The 13868-nt window shown below is 35.5% G+C and carries 11 protein-coding genes; 5 read left to right on the top strand and 6 right to left on the bottom strand.

The window, feature by feature from the left end:
- Nucleotides 1-9: 9 nt before the first annotated feature.
- Nucleotides 10-1611, top strand: a complete 1602-nt coding sequence (bshC, locus tag Q8S25_RS03525) for a bacillithiol biosynthesis cysteine-adding enzyme BshC (protein WP_305534927.1) — start codon at nt 10-12, stop codon at nt 1609-1611.
- Here the strand turns inward: bshC and Q8S25_RS03520 are convergent, their stop codons facing one another.
- Both Q8S25_RS03520 and Q8S25_RS03515 read right to left on the bottom strand, forming a co-directional pair.
- Nucleotides 1612-4017, bottom strand: coding sequence for a transglycosylase domain-containing protein (locus Q8S25_RS03520; protein WP_305534925.1), 2406 nt, complete (start codon nt 4015-4017; stop codon nt 1612-1614).
- 29 nt (nt 4018-4046) lie between these two features.
- Complete coding sequence (locus Q8S25_RS03515; protein WP_305534923.1) at nt 4047-6959, bottom strand: lipopolysaccharide assembly protein LapB; 2913 nt, start codon at nt 6957-6959, stop codon at nt 4047-4049.
- Between the two features lie 83 nt (nt 6960-7042).
- Between Q8S25_RS03515 and Q8S25_RS03510 the strand changes: the two genes are divergently transcribed.
- From Q8S25_RS03510 to Q8S25_RS03500, 3 genes are read left to right on the top strand one after another with little or no spacing between them, the layout of a single operon-like run.
- Entirely contained in the window at nt 7043-7438 is a 396-nt protein-coding gene (locus Q8S25_RS03510) for a hypothetical protein (RefSeq protein WP_305534921.1), read from the top strand.
- A gap of 9 nt (nt 7439-7447) precedes the next feature.
- Nucleotides 7448-7855, top strand: coding sequence for a hypothetical protein (locus tag Q8S25_RS03505; RefSeq protein WP_305534919.1), 408 nt, complete (start codon nt 7448-7450; stop codon nt 7853-7855).
- Nucleotides 7842-8477: a SprT-like domain-containing protein gene (locus tag Q8S25_RS03500; RefSeq protein WP_305534917.1), complete on the top strand. Its 636-nt coding sequence runs from the start codon at nt 7842-7844 to the stop codon at nt 8475-8477. The genes Q8S25_RS03505 and Q8S25_RS03500 overlap by 14 nt, the downstream gene beginning before the upstream one ends.
- Nucleotides 8478-8536: 59 nt before the next feature.
- On the opposite strand, the gene sucC is transcribed toward Q8S25_RS03500, so the two are convergent.
- Nucleotides 8537-9748 carry an ADP-forming succinate--CoA ligase subunit beta gene (sucC, locus tag Q8S25_RS03495; RefSeq protein WP_305534915.1) on the bottom strand — a complete coding sequence of 404 codons (1212 nt, stop codon included), beginning with the start codon at nt 9746-9748 and terminating at the stop codon, nt 8537-8539.
- 114 nt (nt 9749-9862) lie between these two features.
- Here sucC and Q8S25_RS03490 point away from each other — a divergent pair, with 114 nt between their 5' ends.
- Nucleotides 9863-10435, top strand: a complete 573-nt coding sequence (locus tag Q8S25_RS03490) for a YceI family protein (RefSeq protein WP_305534913.1) — start codon at nt 9863-9865, stop codon at nt 10433-10435.
- Nucleotides 10436-10504: 69 nt separating this feature from the next.
- On the opposite strand, the gene Q8S25_RS03485 is transcribed toward Q8S25_RS03490, so the two are convergent.
- The 3 genes from Q8S25_RS03485 to Q8S25_RS03475 all read right to left on the bottom strand — a co-directional run bounded on the left by Q8S25_RS03485 (nt 10505) and on the right by Q8S25_RS03475 (nt 13842).
- On the bottom strand, nt 10505-11014 hold the full coding sequence (locus Q8S25_RS03485) for a DinB family protein (RefSeq protein ID WP_305534911.1): 510 nt from the start codon (nt 11012-11014) through the stop codon (nt 10505-10507).
- Nucleotides 11015-11016: 2 nt separating this feature from the next.
- Nucleotides 11017-12687 carry a S8 family peptidase gene (locus tag Q8S25_RS03480; protein WP_305534909.1) on the bottom strand — a complete coding sequence of 557 codons (1671 nt, stop codon included), beginning with the start codon at nt 12685-12687 and terminating at the stop codon, nt 11017-11019.
- 117 nt (nt 12688-12804) lie between these two features.
- Nucleotides 12805-13842, bottom strand: a complete 1038-nt coding sequence (locus Q8S25_RS03475) for an RluA family pseudouridine synthase (protein WP_305534907.1) — start codon at nt 13840-13842, stop codon at nt 12805-12807.
- Nucleotides 13843-13868 lie beyond the last annotated feature (26 nt).

Genomic DNA, 13868 nt, shown 5'->3' with positions numbered 1-13868 from the left:
ACATTCTATATGGATTGTAGCACCCAGTATTTGCCATACGAAAAAACCGGATTTTTTTCTAAGATTGTTCAGGATTACCTGCAACAACACGAAAATTTAAAGCCATTTTATTTGCATAACACCAGTTTAGAAGGTGTTCAATCTGCAATGAGTGCTAGAGATTTACATCCAGTAAACAGAAAAGTTCTGGTAGAAGAATTGACTTTGCAATATCATGGAATTGCTATCAGTTCCAAAGTGCAACAGCATATTCAAGATTTACAATTGCCCAATACATATACTATTACTACAGCGCATCAACCCAATATTTTTACAGGGCCTCTGTACTTTATTTACAAAATCGTTCATACCATCAAATTGGCAGAAGAACTTTCTGTTGCGTTTCCACAGAAAAAGTTTATTCCTGTTTATTATATGGGAAGCGAAGATGCCGATTTAGATGAATTGGGATTTGTAAATATTGGCGGAGAGAAATTAGTTTGGAATACCGCACAAACAGGGGCGGTGGGTAGAATGAAAGTAGACAAATTATTTGTTTCACTCATCCATTTAATTTCAGGACAAATTGGTATATTACCTTTTGGAAACGAATTGACGCAATTATTTTCAACTTGTTATACCATTGGAAAAACCATTCAACAAGCAACTTTAGAATTGGTTAATTCACTTTTTGGTTCCTATGGATTGATTGTTTTGGTTCCAGACAATGCACGATTAAAAGCTTTATTTGCTCCTGTAATTGAAAAAGAATTAACACTGCAATTTTCAGAAAAAATTGTTGCGACGACCATTGTAAAATTGCAAGAAAATTACAAAGTACAAGCTGCAGGAAGGCCAATCAATTTATTTTATTTAATTGGTGATAAAAGAGAAAGAATTGAATTCAATAATGGTATTTATGAAGTGGCTGCTTTGAATATTCAATTTACCCAAGAAGCCATTTTACAAGAACTACAAGACCATCCTGAAAGGTTTAGTCCAAACGTGATTTTAAGAGGCGCATTTCAAGAGTCTATTCTGCCGAATATTGTTTTTATTGGGGGAGGAGGAGAACTGGCTTATTGGCTAGAACTCAAAAATGTATTTGAAGCTGCAGGGGTGGCTTTCCCGGTTTTACTGCTGCGGAATTCTTTTGCAATCTTATCTCCAAAAATGGGGACCAAACAAAAAGCTCTAGAACTGAGCAACCAGGCATTATTTTCACCTGAACATCAGTTGATAAAAGAATATGTTGCAAGTCATTCTAACAATGAATTAAGCCTTGCTACAGAATTAGAAGACTTAACAGCATTTTATTTAAAGCTAAAGAACAAAGCGGGTTTAGTGGATGCCTCTTTAAATGAACATATACTTGCGCTTGAAGCCAATGCGCTTAAAAGAATAAAAGCGTTAGAAAATAAAATTAGAAGAGCCGAAAAAAGAAAATTTGCAACAGCAACACAACAAATACAAGTATTGAAGCAAAACTTATTTCCAAGCAATAGTTTGCAAGAACGTCATGAAAATATCGCTTTATTTTATAGCCAATATGGCTCAGCCCTTATTGAATGCATTTATCAATCTTCAAAGGGATTAAGTTCGGCGTTTGGTTTAATCAAATTGAATCAATAATTATTTATTTCCACCTGGCTTTTTAACAGGAGGAGGAAGTACTGCTTTGGGTTTGTCTGCAGGTTTGTTGGTATTGCTTCCAGGAGTTGCAGGTGGGGTTGCAGGTTTTTTATTCTCGATAATGATATCAGATTCTGCTCCTAATTCTTCTGGTTTAATATTTTTTGGAATCTCATAATCTTCTGAAGTACCTGTTCCCATGTCTTCTCCTTCACCTCCTAAAATTGGATTGGTGCCATTAATGTAATCAATGATAATATCGTTACTCATCACTTCCGGTTTAATGAAGCTTAGCTTAGTGTCTATGCCACAATTAGGATCAGCTATAGCTTTATTAAAGAAGTAAGCCCAAATTGGCATTGCTGCTCTACCGCCTTCACCATTCTTGCTATTAAAGCGAATAAAACGGTCGTCGCATCCAACCCAACCACCAGCAAGGTATTGCGGCGTATATCCCATAAACCAAGCGTCACTGTTATTATTGGTAGTTCCTGTTTTACCTGCTACTTGCAAGCCAGATGGAATTCCATGTCCCCAGATACCGGCACCGGTTCCATTGGTTAATACCCCTTGCATCATTTTAATGACTGAATAGGCAGTAACATCATTAATCACTTCTTTTCTTTGAGGAGTAAAAGTGGCCAGCACATTACCATTTCTATCTTCAATTCTGGTAATATACATGGGCTTTGCATTAAAGCCTCTTCCAGGAAACATGCTGTAAGCTTGCATCATTTCAAATAAAGAAATTTCGCAAGCACCTAATGCTATAGAAGGGTAAGGTTCAATCTTAGTTTTTAATTCGCATTTCTCTAAAAACTCAACGAATCTTTTTGCCCCGTTATTAGCAGTATTATCCAACTGCTTCATAATATATGCAGAAGCGCAGTTTCTAGATTTAGCCAATGCAATGGCCATTGGAATGGTAGCGCCAGTACATGTTTTAGAAGTAGCAGGTACCAGCCCATATTGTCCAAAATTTTGTTGAATATCCTGAACTGGTGAGTTGGGGTTTAGGCCAGCTTCTTCAATTGCCAAGCTGTATAAAAGGGGCTTAATAGTACTTCCTACTTGTCTTTTTGTATTGATATTGGCGTGATCGTATTTAAATGTTTTAAAATCAATGCCACCTACCCAAGCTTTTATTTGACCATTTAGTGGGTCCATTACCATAAAGCCTGCTTGCAACATTTGTTTGTGGTATTTAATGGAATCAAATGGAGTCATAGTAGTATCAATACCTCTATTATTATTCCAAGCAAATACACGCATGGGTACTTTCTGGTAAAAAGTTCGCAAGTTTTCTTCGTCGGTTAAACCTTCTCTTTTTAAATTTTTCCAACGGTCTGTTTGTTTTATTGCTTGATCTAGATTTGTTTCAAACCCTTTCCAAATACTACCTGTTCTAATATTTTCTTGGGTATTAAAGAGCTTCTGCATATAGCTCATATGCTTTGCTACAGCTTCTTCTGCATACAATTGCATTCTAGGGTTGATAGTAGTATAAATTTTTAAACCATCTCTATATAAGTCATATTGATCTCCATTATTTTTTGTGTTTTCTTTGCACCATTTTTTCATTTCTTCTCCAAGAATCATTCTGAAATATGGCCCTAAACCTGTGGTTTCATCTAGCTTTTTGTAGTTAAGCTCAATAGGTTGACGTTTTAATATTTCGGCTTGTTGTGCATCCAAATAGTTGTTTCTAACCATTTGGCTCAGTACCGTATTTCTTCTATCTAATGATAATTTTGGGTTTCTTCTTGGATTATAAAGCGTTGCGCCTTTTAGCATTCCAATTAGAACTGCGGCTTCTTCTACATTCACTCTATCGGGCTCCTTTTGAAAAAATGTTTTAGAAGCATTTCTGATTCCAAATACATTGTCGCTGTAAGCAACTGTATTTAAATACAAAGTGATGATTTCTTCCTTTGTGAAATTTCTTTCAAGCTTAACTGCAATAATCCCTTCCTTGATTTTTTGGAGGGCCCTTAATATAAAATTCTTAGTGCTCCAATTTTCTGTGAAAAGGTTCTTTGCTGTTTGCATGGTTATTGTACTCGCCCCTCCCTCACTTCCTAAATAAAATATAGCCCTTCCTAAAGACCTAGCGTCAATACCGCTGTGCGCATAAAAACGCTCGTCTTCTGTTGCAATTAAAGCTTCAATTATATGCTTGCTTATATCTTTATAATGAACATTAATTCGATCTTCAATATAATATTTACCCATCAATGTGCCATCTTCGGCATAAACTTGGGAAGCCAAAGAAGCTGATGGATTTTCAATATCGTCTAAATCGGGCATGCTTCCAATCCAACCAAAATTGAGCATAGCCAATAGAATAATCACAAAGGCAAAGCCTCCAAAAAATATACGCCAAAAAATACGAACCGGTTTAGTCATTGTCAATGCGCTGTTTTGTATGGGTAAAATTAATACTTATCGGGAAACAGATTTCTCACTAGTTGCCAATAAGTAGTTGTTTCCCCTTTTTTTCTTAAAAGCGTTAAGTTTTTAGGACTAATAATGCTAAAGCTGTACTTGTCAGTTGTTAGCCATGGCATAATTCTGGATGCAGCCAAAGACTTATTCTTGTCTGTATAAGTGCTTGCTTCGGCAGCATTTATAAATGGACCAATTAACAATATTTGTTCTGTATCATTCACTCTTATAACGTTAATAGGGAGTTTCTGCCCATAATACCTTTCTTGGTTAAACCTATTAAAAGCATTTCTTGCTTCGCTTACAAAAATGGGGTCAACTTTATATAAAGCAATGGCCACATATTGAGAATCCGTTGCATTAAAATCATAAGATTCTGGAAGAGTTGGTTTTTCAACCGGCGCAGCGGTTATAGGTAAGCTAGGTATTACCTTCTCAGGAACTTTTACAACTGTGGGCGCTTTTGAAACAATAGGTAAATCTTGTGCGTTGGTTGTATTTAAATCTATTTTTCTTTCCACTACTTCAACAGGTCTTTCTATTGTTAAATTGGTCAAGTATGCTTCAATTTCCGCCCTTTTGCTTAGCACTTCAAGCATTGTCTTTGCTTTCTCAGCAATTGGACTTGCTGGAAAGAGGCGGCTAATTTCGTTCAATCTGTTTTTAGCAGTACTATCCTGCTTTTGTTTGATATAGTAAACTGATTCTATATAGAGCAATTGAGGTGTCCAATAAGAACTGCCTAATTGTATATCCGCTTTCTTTTTATTGGCAATGGCTTCTTCAAATTTACCTTCTATAAATTGGTTATAAATATGGGCATAAAGCTGATTGGTTTCTGCTTCTTTTAAATTGACTCCCGACTGAAGCAGTTGATTATTTTTTCCTTTTGGGTAAAATGCATTTAGTAATTGCTTTACTGAGTCTGCCTTTTTAAACTGATTTTGTTTACTATAAGAATTATGTAATTGAAACCAAACTTCTTCTAATGCGCTACTCTCAGCAAAACGTTTTGCAATTTCTTCATAGGTTTCAGTGGCCGCTAAAACATCTCTAAGCTGGTATTGAAAAATGCCAGCACTCAAAATGAGCGAGTTCAAGATGGTATCATTAGAAATAGCTAGCTTTTCTATAGTAAGTGGAATGCTATCTTTTAAAGTTTCAAGGCTCAAGACAGTATTTTGTGCAGATTTAGTGTTGTTGGGCTTTTGATCGTTATCAATTGCCATTGCACCAACGTTCCTATCTATTGCAGACTGTCTTCTCCAATTATCAATATTGGGCCTATTACCCCACTTAGCTTTAAAATCGGCCAGCCCCTTGGTTTTTAAGGAATTATTGGTAAAGTAAAATCCAGTGTTGCCAGTTGGAGGTGCAAATAAGTCTGTTGGTGCTGCTATAGAGCCACTTAATCCAAAACTGGTTTCTGTATCTGATTCTTTTATGCCTTTTTCTTTTCTTAATTTTTTTAATAAAGCTTTCAATAAGGCATCCCTTTCTGTTTCAGGGAGTAATGCAATTTTTTGTAGACTATCTTCTCTGTTAACAGATTTTAATGCAAGGGCTATTCTATTTAACGGTGCTTTTTTTTGGTTTACTGTATTTGATTCAGCTGTATTTAGTAAACTAATAGATAGGCTGTCGTAAGCAGCAGATGCAGAAATGTATTTTTTGTTTTTGTATAAGGTTTCTGCTAAGAGAAAATAGGATTTTGATTTTTGCGAATTATTCTCTTCGCTGTAGTTAATACTTTTGTTTAACCAGTTTTCTGCATTATTTAAATTATTTTGTCTAATTTCTATTTCGGCCGCTGCATAATAAATAAGGTCTCTGTAGCCTTGGTATTTTTCTTTTTTGGCCATTGCCAAAAGCTGCAATAAATGAAAATTAACGGCATTTGCTTTTTTCTCGGAGGATAGAGATACAATATTTAGCCTAGCATAAACATCCATTAAAGGATCAGGTGTATGGGTAATTGCTTTTTCATACCAAACAACCGATAAAGAGTCTTGGTTAGATAACGAATACATTTGAGCAATTAAATATTCCCATCTAGCTGTTTCTAACTTTGAATGCGCATTAGGTAAAGCTTTCGAAAGATAAAAAGCGGCACTATCGTATTGCTTTTCTTTGTAGAGTAAATAGGCAGTGTATTCGTTCCAGGTTGTTTTTAATCTTTCTGGGAAAAATTTATCTGCTGCTAAAATTTGTAATAGTGCTTCTGCTTCAGCAAGCTTTTCTTGTTCAATAAAATTTCGAGACTGAAATAAAAAGCTTTCATTTCTAGCTGGCTTAGGAGAACTTATTTTTCTCCAAAAATTTCTTTTTTCGTCTGTACTAATAGAAAATGCACCGCCTTTACTACTTAAATTACTTCCTATTGGTAAGTCATATCCTTCGTCTTTTGCTGCAAATGCATAGTTGATATAATTGAATACCAAGGCAGCAGAATCAAAATCTTTTCGATGCATGTACGCATTCCCCATTAATAAATACAACTGATCTACCCAGTCGCTCCTTAAGTCGTGTAATAATATACCAGCAGTGCATTTATATATCACACTGTCTATTTGCCCTTTAGCAGTTTCATCTAAGGAATAGTTGTAAAAGGGTAGCAATTCTGTATAATCTTCTTTATATTGGTTTTTAGCCGCTAAAATGATATCATTAAGCTTAACGGAAGCATTGTAGTAGTAGTTGTAATGGCTTACTGTATTATTGTAAATTCTTTTTGGAATAGTGAACTTCTTATTTCCAGATTTTTCTGCAGGGAGTAAACGGCTTTGGTATTTTTCTGGTTTAGTTAATTCAATAGTAGTGTTGGGCTGTGCACTTAAATAGGAACAACTTAATATGAAAATGCCTAAAAGGCCCTGTTTTGAATATTTTAGAAATTGGCGCATAAAATCCATTAAAAATACAGTTATTTCTGCACCATACAGATATAAAACCGAACCAATCCTTACCTTTAACCAGTTTTTATAATATGAATAAAATAAATACCGGAAATACATTTAAGCGATTAAGGAATACTTATCGCTTGGTAATTATGAATGACGACACTTATGAAGAGATGGTGGCATTTAGATTATCTAGATTAAGTGTATATATTGGTTTGAGTACAGTATTTGTTTTGCTGGTTGGTTTTACCATTGCATTGATTGCTTTCTCTCCTTTAAAATATTATATACCTGGGTACGGTACCAAGGAGAGTAGAACTGCTTTACAGTTATTGAAAATTAGGACTGATTCTTTAGAAAATGAAATAAGGTATAAAGAACAATACTTAGAAGGTATAAAAAAGGTATTGGCTGGCGATAAGCCAGCTACTTTAGACACTGTTCCATTGGCGCTACCTAAAGTGGAAGCATCTAACGATTAAATTGCATTCATGAAAACTAAGTTTCAACAATTTTATATTCCCCTAATTGTATTATTTGGAGTAGTAAATGGGATCTGTTTGCTATTTAGTGATGCATTAAAACTGAAGCAAATTGACCCAGTCATGGTAGCAGGTGCGAATACATTATTGTTCGTTATTTGTACTGTTAGTATACGTTCGCAAATAAAGTCGGTAAACAATACCAACCCCCATGCCATGGTAAGAAGTGTAATGGGGTCTGTAGTATTGAAGCTTTTTGTGTTGGGAACTGCAGCATTTATTTACCTATATAATGTGGGCGAAGCCCAAAGTATAAATGGAATATTTTTAAGTATGGGATTGTATATACTTTATACTTGGTTAGAAGTAAAAATGGCCATGCAAATAAAACCGACTAAAAAAAATGGCAGCAATTGAGCATCCATTGCATGAATTAGCCCGTTTTTTACCTGCGGGTAGTTTTGATTATGTTGTAAAATACCTTTATCAATATAAAGTACATTTAACTGTTGCTAAAAGTCGCAAATCGGTCCTAGGCGATTATAGACATGCACATCAGGGTAACAATCATAGAATTAGTGTAAATGGGAATTTAAACGTTTATGAGTTTTTAATTACCCTATTGCATGAGTTGGCCCACTTGCTCACTTTTGAGCAATATCAAAATAGGGTAGAGCCTCATGGGAAAGAATGGAAGGCTATTTACAGCAAATTATTGATTGATTTTGTAGCATTTGGTGTATTCCCAACTGAAATTGTAGCTGCTTTACAAAAATCAATAATCTCCCCTGCTGCAACAGCAAATGGAGAAACAGAATTGTTGATGGTATTAAGAAAGTATAATTCAAGTAAGAAAGAGGGAGTCTGTTTTATTGCTGATTTACCTATGGGTGCCCTTTTTAGGTTGTCTAATGGAAAGGTATTTAGAAAAGGGGAACTCCGTAGGAAGCGATATACCTGTATTGAAATAAAAACAGGATTAACATATACAGTTAGTGCAATAACAGAAGTTAAACAACTTGAAGTGATTAATCAATAAAAAAAGCCATTAGAAATTGATGTACTTTTCTAATGGCTTTAAAATAAGGCATTTATAAATTACGCAACCGCTTGTTTTACTAAAGCTGCAGCCTCGCTTAACTGAATAGCAGATTGAACTTTTAATCCACTTTCGTCAATTAATTTCTTGGCTTCAACGGCGTTGGTACCTTGTAATCTTACAATAATTGGGATATTAATATTGCCTAGTTTATTGTAAGCTTCAATTACTCCTGCTGCTACACGGTCACATCTTACAATACCACCAAAAATATTAATCAAAATGGCTTTTACATTTGGATCTTTCATAATGATACGAAAACCTGCTTCAACGGTTTGTGCATTTGCTGTACCGCCTACGTCTAAGAAATTGGCTGGTTCACCACCGCTCAATTTAATCATATCCATGGTAGCCATAGCTAATCCTGCACCATTTACCATACAACCTACGTTGCCATCTAATTTAACAAAGTTCAAATTGTATTGACCTGCTTCTACTTCAGTAGGATCTTCTTCTGTTACATCTCTTAAAGCGGCAACATCTGCATGACGCATTAAAGCATTGTCATCAATATTCATTTTGCAATCAACTGCAATTATCTTTTCATCACTCGTTTTAAATAGTGGATTAATCTCAAGCATCCCACAATCTAAACCTACATAGGCATTGTATAAATTCGTTACAAATTTCACACAGTTTTTGAAAGCTTCTCCGCTTAATCCTAAGTTAAACGCTATTTTTCTTGCCTGAAATCCTTGTAATCCACCTCCTGGGTGAACCCACTCTTTAAATATTTTTTCTGGGGTATTATGTGCTACTTCTTCAATATCCATTCCACCCTCTGTGCTATACATAACCACATTCATGCCCTTTGATCTATCTAACAAGATAGATAAGTAGAATTCTTTAACTGGGTTGGGACCAGAATAGTACACATCTTGTGCAACTAAAATTTTGCTCACTTTCTTTCCTGCTTCGCCTGTTTGAATAGTTACCAAAGTGCCTCCTAAAATATTCTTAGCAATACTGGTAACGTCTTCAGCACTTTTGGCAACAGCTACCCCTCTTTGCTCTGTACCTACAATTTTTCCTTTCCCGCGTCCGCCAGCGTGTATCTGTGCTTTCACTACGGCAAAATTGTTGCCAGTTTGGGTTTTTATTTGACGATAAGCCTCTTCGGCCGCCATTACAGTGTCAACTGCTATACCTTCCTGTACAGGAACATGGTATTTTTTGAGTAATTCTTTAGCCTGGTACTCATGAAGATTCATATGGAACAATTTTTGCGAAGATAAGATAATCGTAGATGCAGATTTAAACCTTTTGTTAAAATTGTTGTTGTAACATTAATTTTTGTATTTTTGAAACTCTAAATAAAAATCAACATGAAAAAAATGGCATTAGCGCTGTTAAGTACAGCTTTTTTAGCAGGCATTTATTCTTTTACTGGTGCAACTAGTACCAAAGAAGTAATCACTTATAAAGTAGAAGCCGGAAAAAGTCGCGTTGACTGGGTAGGTTCTAAGAAGAATGATTTTCATACTGGTTTTTTCACTGTTAAAAGTGGATCAGTTCAAGTTAATGCTGGTAAAGTAACTGGTGGCGAATTTGTTATTGACTTAGCAAATATCAAAGTAACAGACGCAGCAGGTGCTAAGTTAGAAGGTCACTTGAAGTCTGGAGACTTTTTTGATGTTGCAAAATTTGGGGAAGCAACTTACAAAATCACTAGTGTTGTTTATAACGACGATACCAATGCAACCATTACAGGAGATTTAAACTTGAAGGGTGCTAGCCTTCCTGTAAGCTTTAAAGCTGCTATTCGTAGTGCAGATGAAAAAGGTTTGTTTGCTGAAGCTTTCTTTGCAATGGATAGAACCATGTTTGGTATTAATTACGGAGTTGGAAATATTGCCAAAGATGTACAGGTTGCTGTTCACCTTTATGCTACCAAGTAATTATTGGTTAACAATTTCATTATAAAAAAAGTCCCGGTTACTAGTAGTAGTCGGGACTTTTTTATTCTATTATAGATAGCGTTCTTCAATTATTTTCTTGTGGTGTAATAAATGACCAAATAAAATATATGCAATAGCATTGGCAGTTACTTTTTTATCACTTGCTATTCCACTATTCAATAATTGAGTTTCTGTTAAGGAGCTAATTAACAAATCGGTAGATTTTCTGAGCGCTTTAAATTCCTCTTTTAACGCAATAAAAGTTCTAGTATTAGCTTGTGCGTTTTGTGCATAAAGGTTTTCATCAAAACCTGGGAGAGGGGTTGAATCGTTTCTAGCAACTCTCAATAATCTGTATTGCATTATTCTCTCGGTGTCAATAATATGTTGAATAAGATCTTTTAACGTCCATTTCCCTTCTGCATATGCATAGTCCCCTTTTTCATCAGGAAGGTTCAAAAAAAAGTAGGTGAGTGGGTGAGACAATTGTTTTACCGCTTCTTGTATATCGGTTACTTCAACTTGCTTAATATATCCTTCAAAATAGGTTGGATATTCTCCTGACTGTGGCTTTGGCATAATTATTTTTTGGGGTTAATATTGGGTTTAATTGCACTGGATAATTTGTATTCATTGGCTATTTTAACCGCTTCATAAGCATTTACGATACCACCTGTTTTTGATAATGTTTTAAAAGGAACAACTTGTTGTTCTTGGCCAGGCTTTAAACATTTGACATCATCCGATGGTTTATAAACCGATTGTTCTATAATTTTCTTGATTTCAATTGCAGACAAATGCGGATAATAGGATTTTAAAATGGCTGCCAAACCAGAAACAATTGGAGTAGCCATGCTGGTTCCTTTTAAATTACCATAATTGTTCCCACCGGGAATAGTTGAATAGATTTTTACACCTGGTGCAAATACATCAACCTGTTGTTGGCCGTAACTACTGAAGTCGGCTGCAATGCTCGGCCCCAAATTAGGGTCACTACTAGCTCCTACAGTTATATAATTTTTTGCATAAGATTTCCATGGATTTAGCCATGGATTGGGGAAGTTGTCTACTGAATCTAGGTTTTCTGCATCATTGCCTGCGGCATGAATTAATAATACATCTTTTTGTTCTGCATATTTAACTGCACTGTCTACCCAAGCTTTCTGTGGAGAAAAAGATTTACCAAAACTCATATTGATAATTTTGGCTCCGTGATCTACTGCATATCGAATTGCCAATGCAATGTCTTTATCATACTCATCTCCGTCTGGAACAATTCTTAGTGTCATTATTTTTACTTGATCCGCAACCCCATCAATTCCTACTCCGTTGTTTCTTGTTGCACCAATAATCCCCGACACATGTGTTCCATGTGTGGGTCCTGGCCCCATTACATCGTTGTTTCCATAAAACCTATCCAATAAATTTTCATAATCATCTCCAATTATTTCGGCTCTGTAATTAGGAGGAGCATTGTCTTTTGATTCAAATGCTGATTTCTTCCCGTCTATGTATTCCTCTAGTTCTTTTAACGCATTCGAGTTTTTTTCCTCGGGATCAATTTGTAGCATTTTCATAACGGTCAAAAAACCCAATTTTGCATCTCTTGCAGTTTTGGTAATTGGCTCAAATTTTTCTAGTTTTTCGCAATTATATTCCTCTACCCCCATTTCTTGGCGTAGAATTTTATCGTGTCTTTTTAATGCTTTTGCTGTTACTTCTATGAACATTAAGTCCATCATTTCGTCTTGACTAAAATTTAGTTCTTTTGCCGCTTTTGACCACATTTGAAATTGTGACTTTTCTGCACTTGAAAGCAAGTTCGTATCTATAAATGCAGACTGGTATCTATTCTTCCATTTATGAAATACCCTTGCTCTTTCATCCCCAGCTTTTTTAAGACTCTTGCCGTCTTTCCCCCCTAAAAAATTCCACCCAAAAACGTCGTCGATAAATCCGTTTTTGTCGTCGTCTATTCCATTGCCTGGAATTTCTTTAGGATTTCTCCATAATACTTTTATTAAATCTTCATGCGTAGTGTCTACACCGGAGTCTAATACTGCAACTATAACTGGTTGGGGCTTTTTGTTTTTTGCAGCTAAAAAATCGTATGCCTTATTTAGGCTTATTCCATATACATGGTTGTTCTCTAAATCTAGTAAATGCCAACCCTTGGGTATTTCCGATTGTGCAAATGAAGACAAACCAATTCCGCATCCAAAAAAGACGGCAAGCGCTGTTCCACGAATCATGTAGTGTAAATTTTCTATCTGTACAAATTTGCACAATACTGTTGATATATGGTAATGCCCATTTTTTATTTATCAAATCATTAAGCTTAGTATCCAATGTGATATCCTAACAAAATGTTAAACCTTGCTGTATTGTCTCCATTTTTCAATTGCAGTTTCCATATCTGCTGGTAAGGGCGATTCAAAAAAGATTTCTTTGCCAGTATGTGGATGAATAAAGCCAAGCGTTTTTGCATGTAGCGCACACCTTGGACATGCTTCAAAACAATTGTCTACAAATTGCTTATACCTTGAATAAATAGTGCCCTTTAAAATTTTGTCACCACCATATTCTGCGTCGTTAAATAAAGTGTGCCCAATATGTTTCATATGCACGCGTATTTGGTGTGTACGACCTGTTTCTAGCCTGCATTCAACTAAGGTTACATAATTAAATCTTTCCAACACTTTATAATGGGTAATTGCGTGTTTTCCTGTTTCACCTTCAGGATAAGCGTCAAACATTTTTCTATGTTGTTTGTGTCGTGCAATATGTGCGTTGATGGTGCCTTCCTCTTCTTGTATATTGCCCCAAACCAATGCTGTATATCTTCGATTAACCGTGTGATTAAAAAACTGTTTGGCTAAATGTGCTGCTGCTTCACCTGTTTTAGCCAACACAATTAATCCGGTTGTGTTTTTATCAATTCTATGAACCAAACCAAACCGGGGTAAACTTTCTTCGTTCAATTGCGGATTTTGTTGTCTTAAATAATACGCCACTCCATTTAATAAAGTACCGCTAAAATTTCCTACACCAGGATGAACCACCATATTGGGCGGTTTATTTATTACCATTAGAAAGTTGTCTTCGTAAACAATATTCAAAGGAATTGGTTCCTCTTTTAGAATGGTATGTTCAGGATTAATCAAACTCATTAAAATGATTTCATCCCCTGGCTTTATCTTATAATTGCTTTTAACTGTTTTACCATTAACTGTTAGAAAACCCGCTTCAATACCTTGTTGAACTTTATTTCTGGTAGCTCCTTCCATATGCATCTGTACCCATTTGTCTATTCGGAAGGGCTCTTGGCCTTTGTCTACAGTAAAAATCTTGCGTTCGTACAAGGCATCTGACTGCTCTTCTGAAATTAATTCGGTATCTATCTGCATGCGGCAAAATTAACTTTATTTTTGTG

The organism is Sediminibacterium sp. (assembly GCF_030695065.1).
Lineage (GTDB): Bacteria > Bacteroidota > Bacteroidia > Chitinophagales > Chitinophagaceae > Sediminibacterium.
The sequence above is the reverse complement of the archived record's forward strand: the minus strand, read 5'-3'. Positions and strand labels throughout refer to the sequence as shown.

Excerpts from the sequence above, each read along its gene's own strand:
- bshC (WP_305534927.1), top strand. The coding sequence starts at position 10 with ATGGATTGTAGCACCCAGTATTTGCCATACGAAAAAACCGGATTTTTT.
- Q8S25_RS03520 (WP_305534925.1), bottom strand. The coding sequence starts at position 4,017 with ATGACTAAACCGGTTCGTATTTTTTGGCGTATATTTTTTGGAGGCTTT.
- Q8S25_RS03515 (WP_305534923.1), bottom strand. The coding sequence starts at position 6,959 with ATGCGCCAATTTCTAAAATATTCAAAACAGGGCCTTTTAGGCATTTTC.
- Q8S25_RS03510 (WP_305534921.1), top strand. The coding sequence starts at position 7,043 with ATGAATAAAATAAATACCGGAAATACATTTAAGCGATTAAGGAATACT.
- Q8S25_RS03505 (WP_305534919.1), top strand. The coding sequence starts at position 7,448 with ATGAAAACTAAGTTTCAACAATTTTATATTCCCCTAATTGTATTATTT.
- Q8S25_RS03500 (WP_305534917.1), top strand. The coding sequence starts at position 7,842 with ATGGCAGCAATTGAGCATCCATTGCATGAATTAGCCCGTTTTTTACCT.
- sucC (WP_305534915.1), bottom strand. The coding sequence starts at position 9,748 with ATGAATCTTCATGAGTACCAGGCTAAAGAATTACTCAAAAAATACCAT.
- Q8S25_RS03490 (WP_305534913.1), top strand. The coding sequence starts at position 9,863 with ATGAAAAAAATGGCATTAGCGCTGTTAAGTACAGCTTTTTTAGCAGGC.
- Q8S25_RS03485 (WP_305534911.1), bottom strand. The coding sequence starts at position 11,014 with ATGCCAAAGCCACAGTCAGGAGAATATCCAACCTATTTTGAAGGATAT.
- Q8S25_RS03480 (WP_305534909.1), bottom strand. The coding sequence starts at position 12,687 with ATGATTCGTGGAACAGCGCTTGCCGTCTTTTTTGGATGCGGAATTGGT.
- Q8S25_RS03475 (WP_305534907.1), bottom strand. The coding sequence starts at position 13,842 with ATGCAGATAGATACCGAATTAATTTCAGAAGAGCAGTCAGATGCCTTG.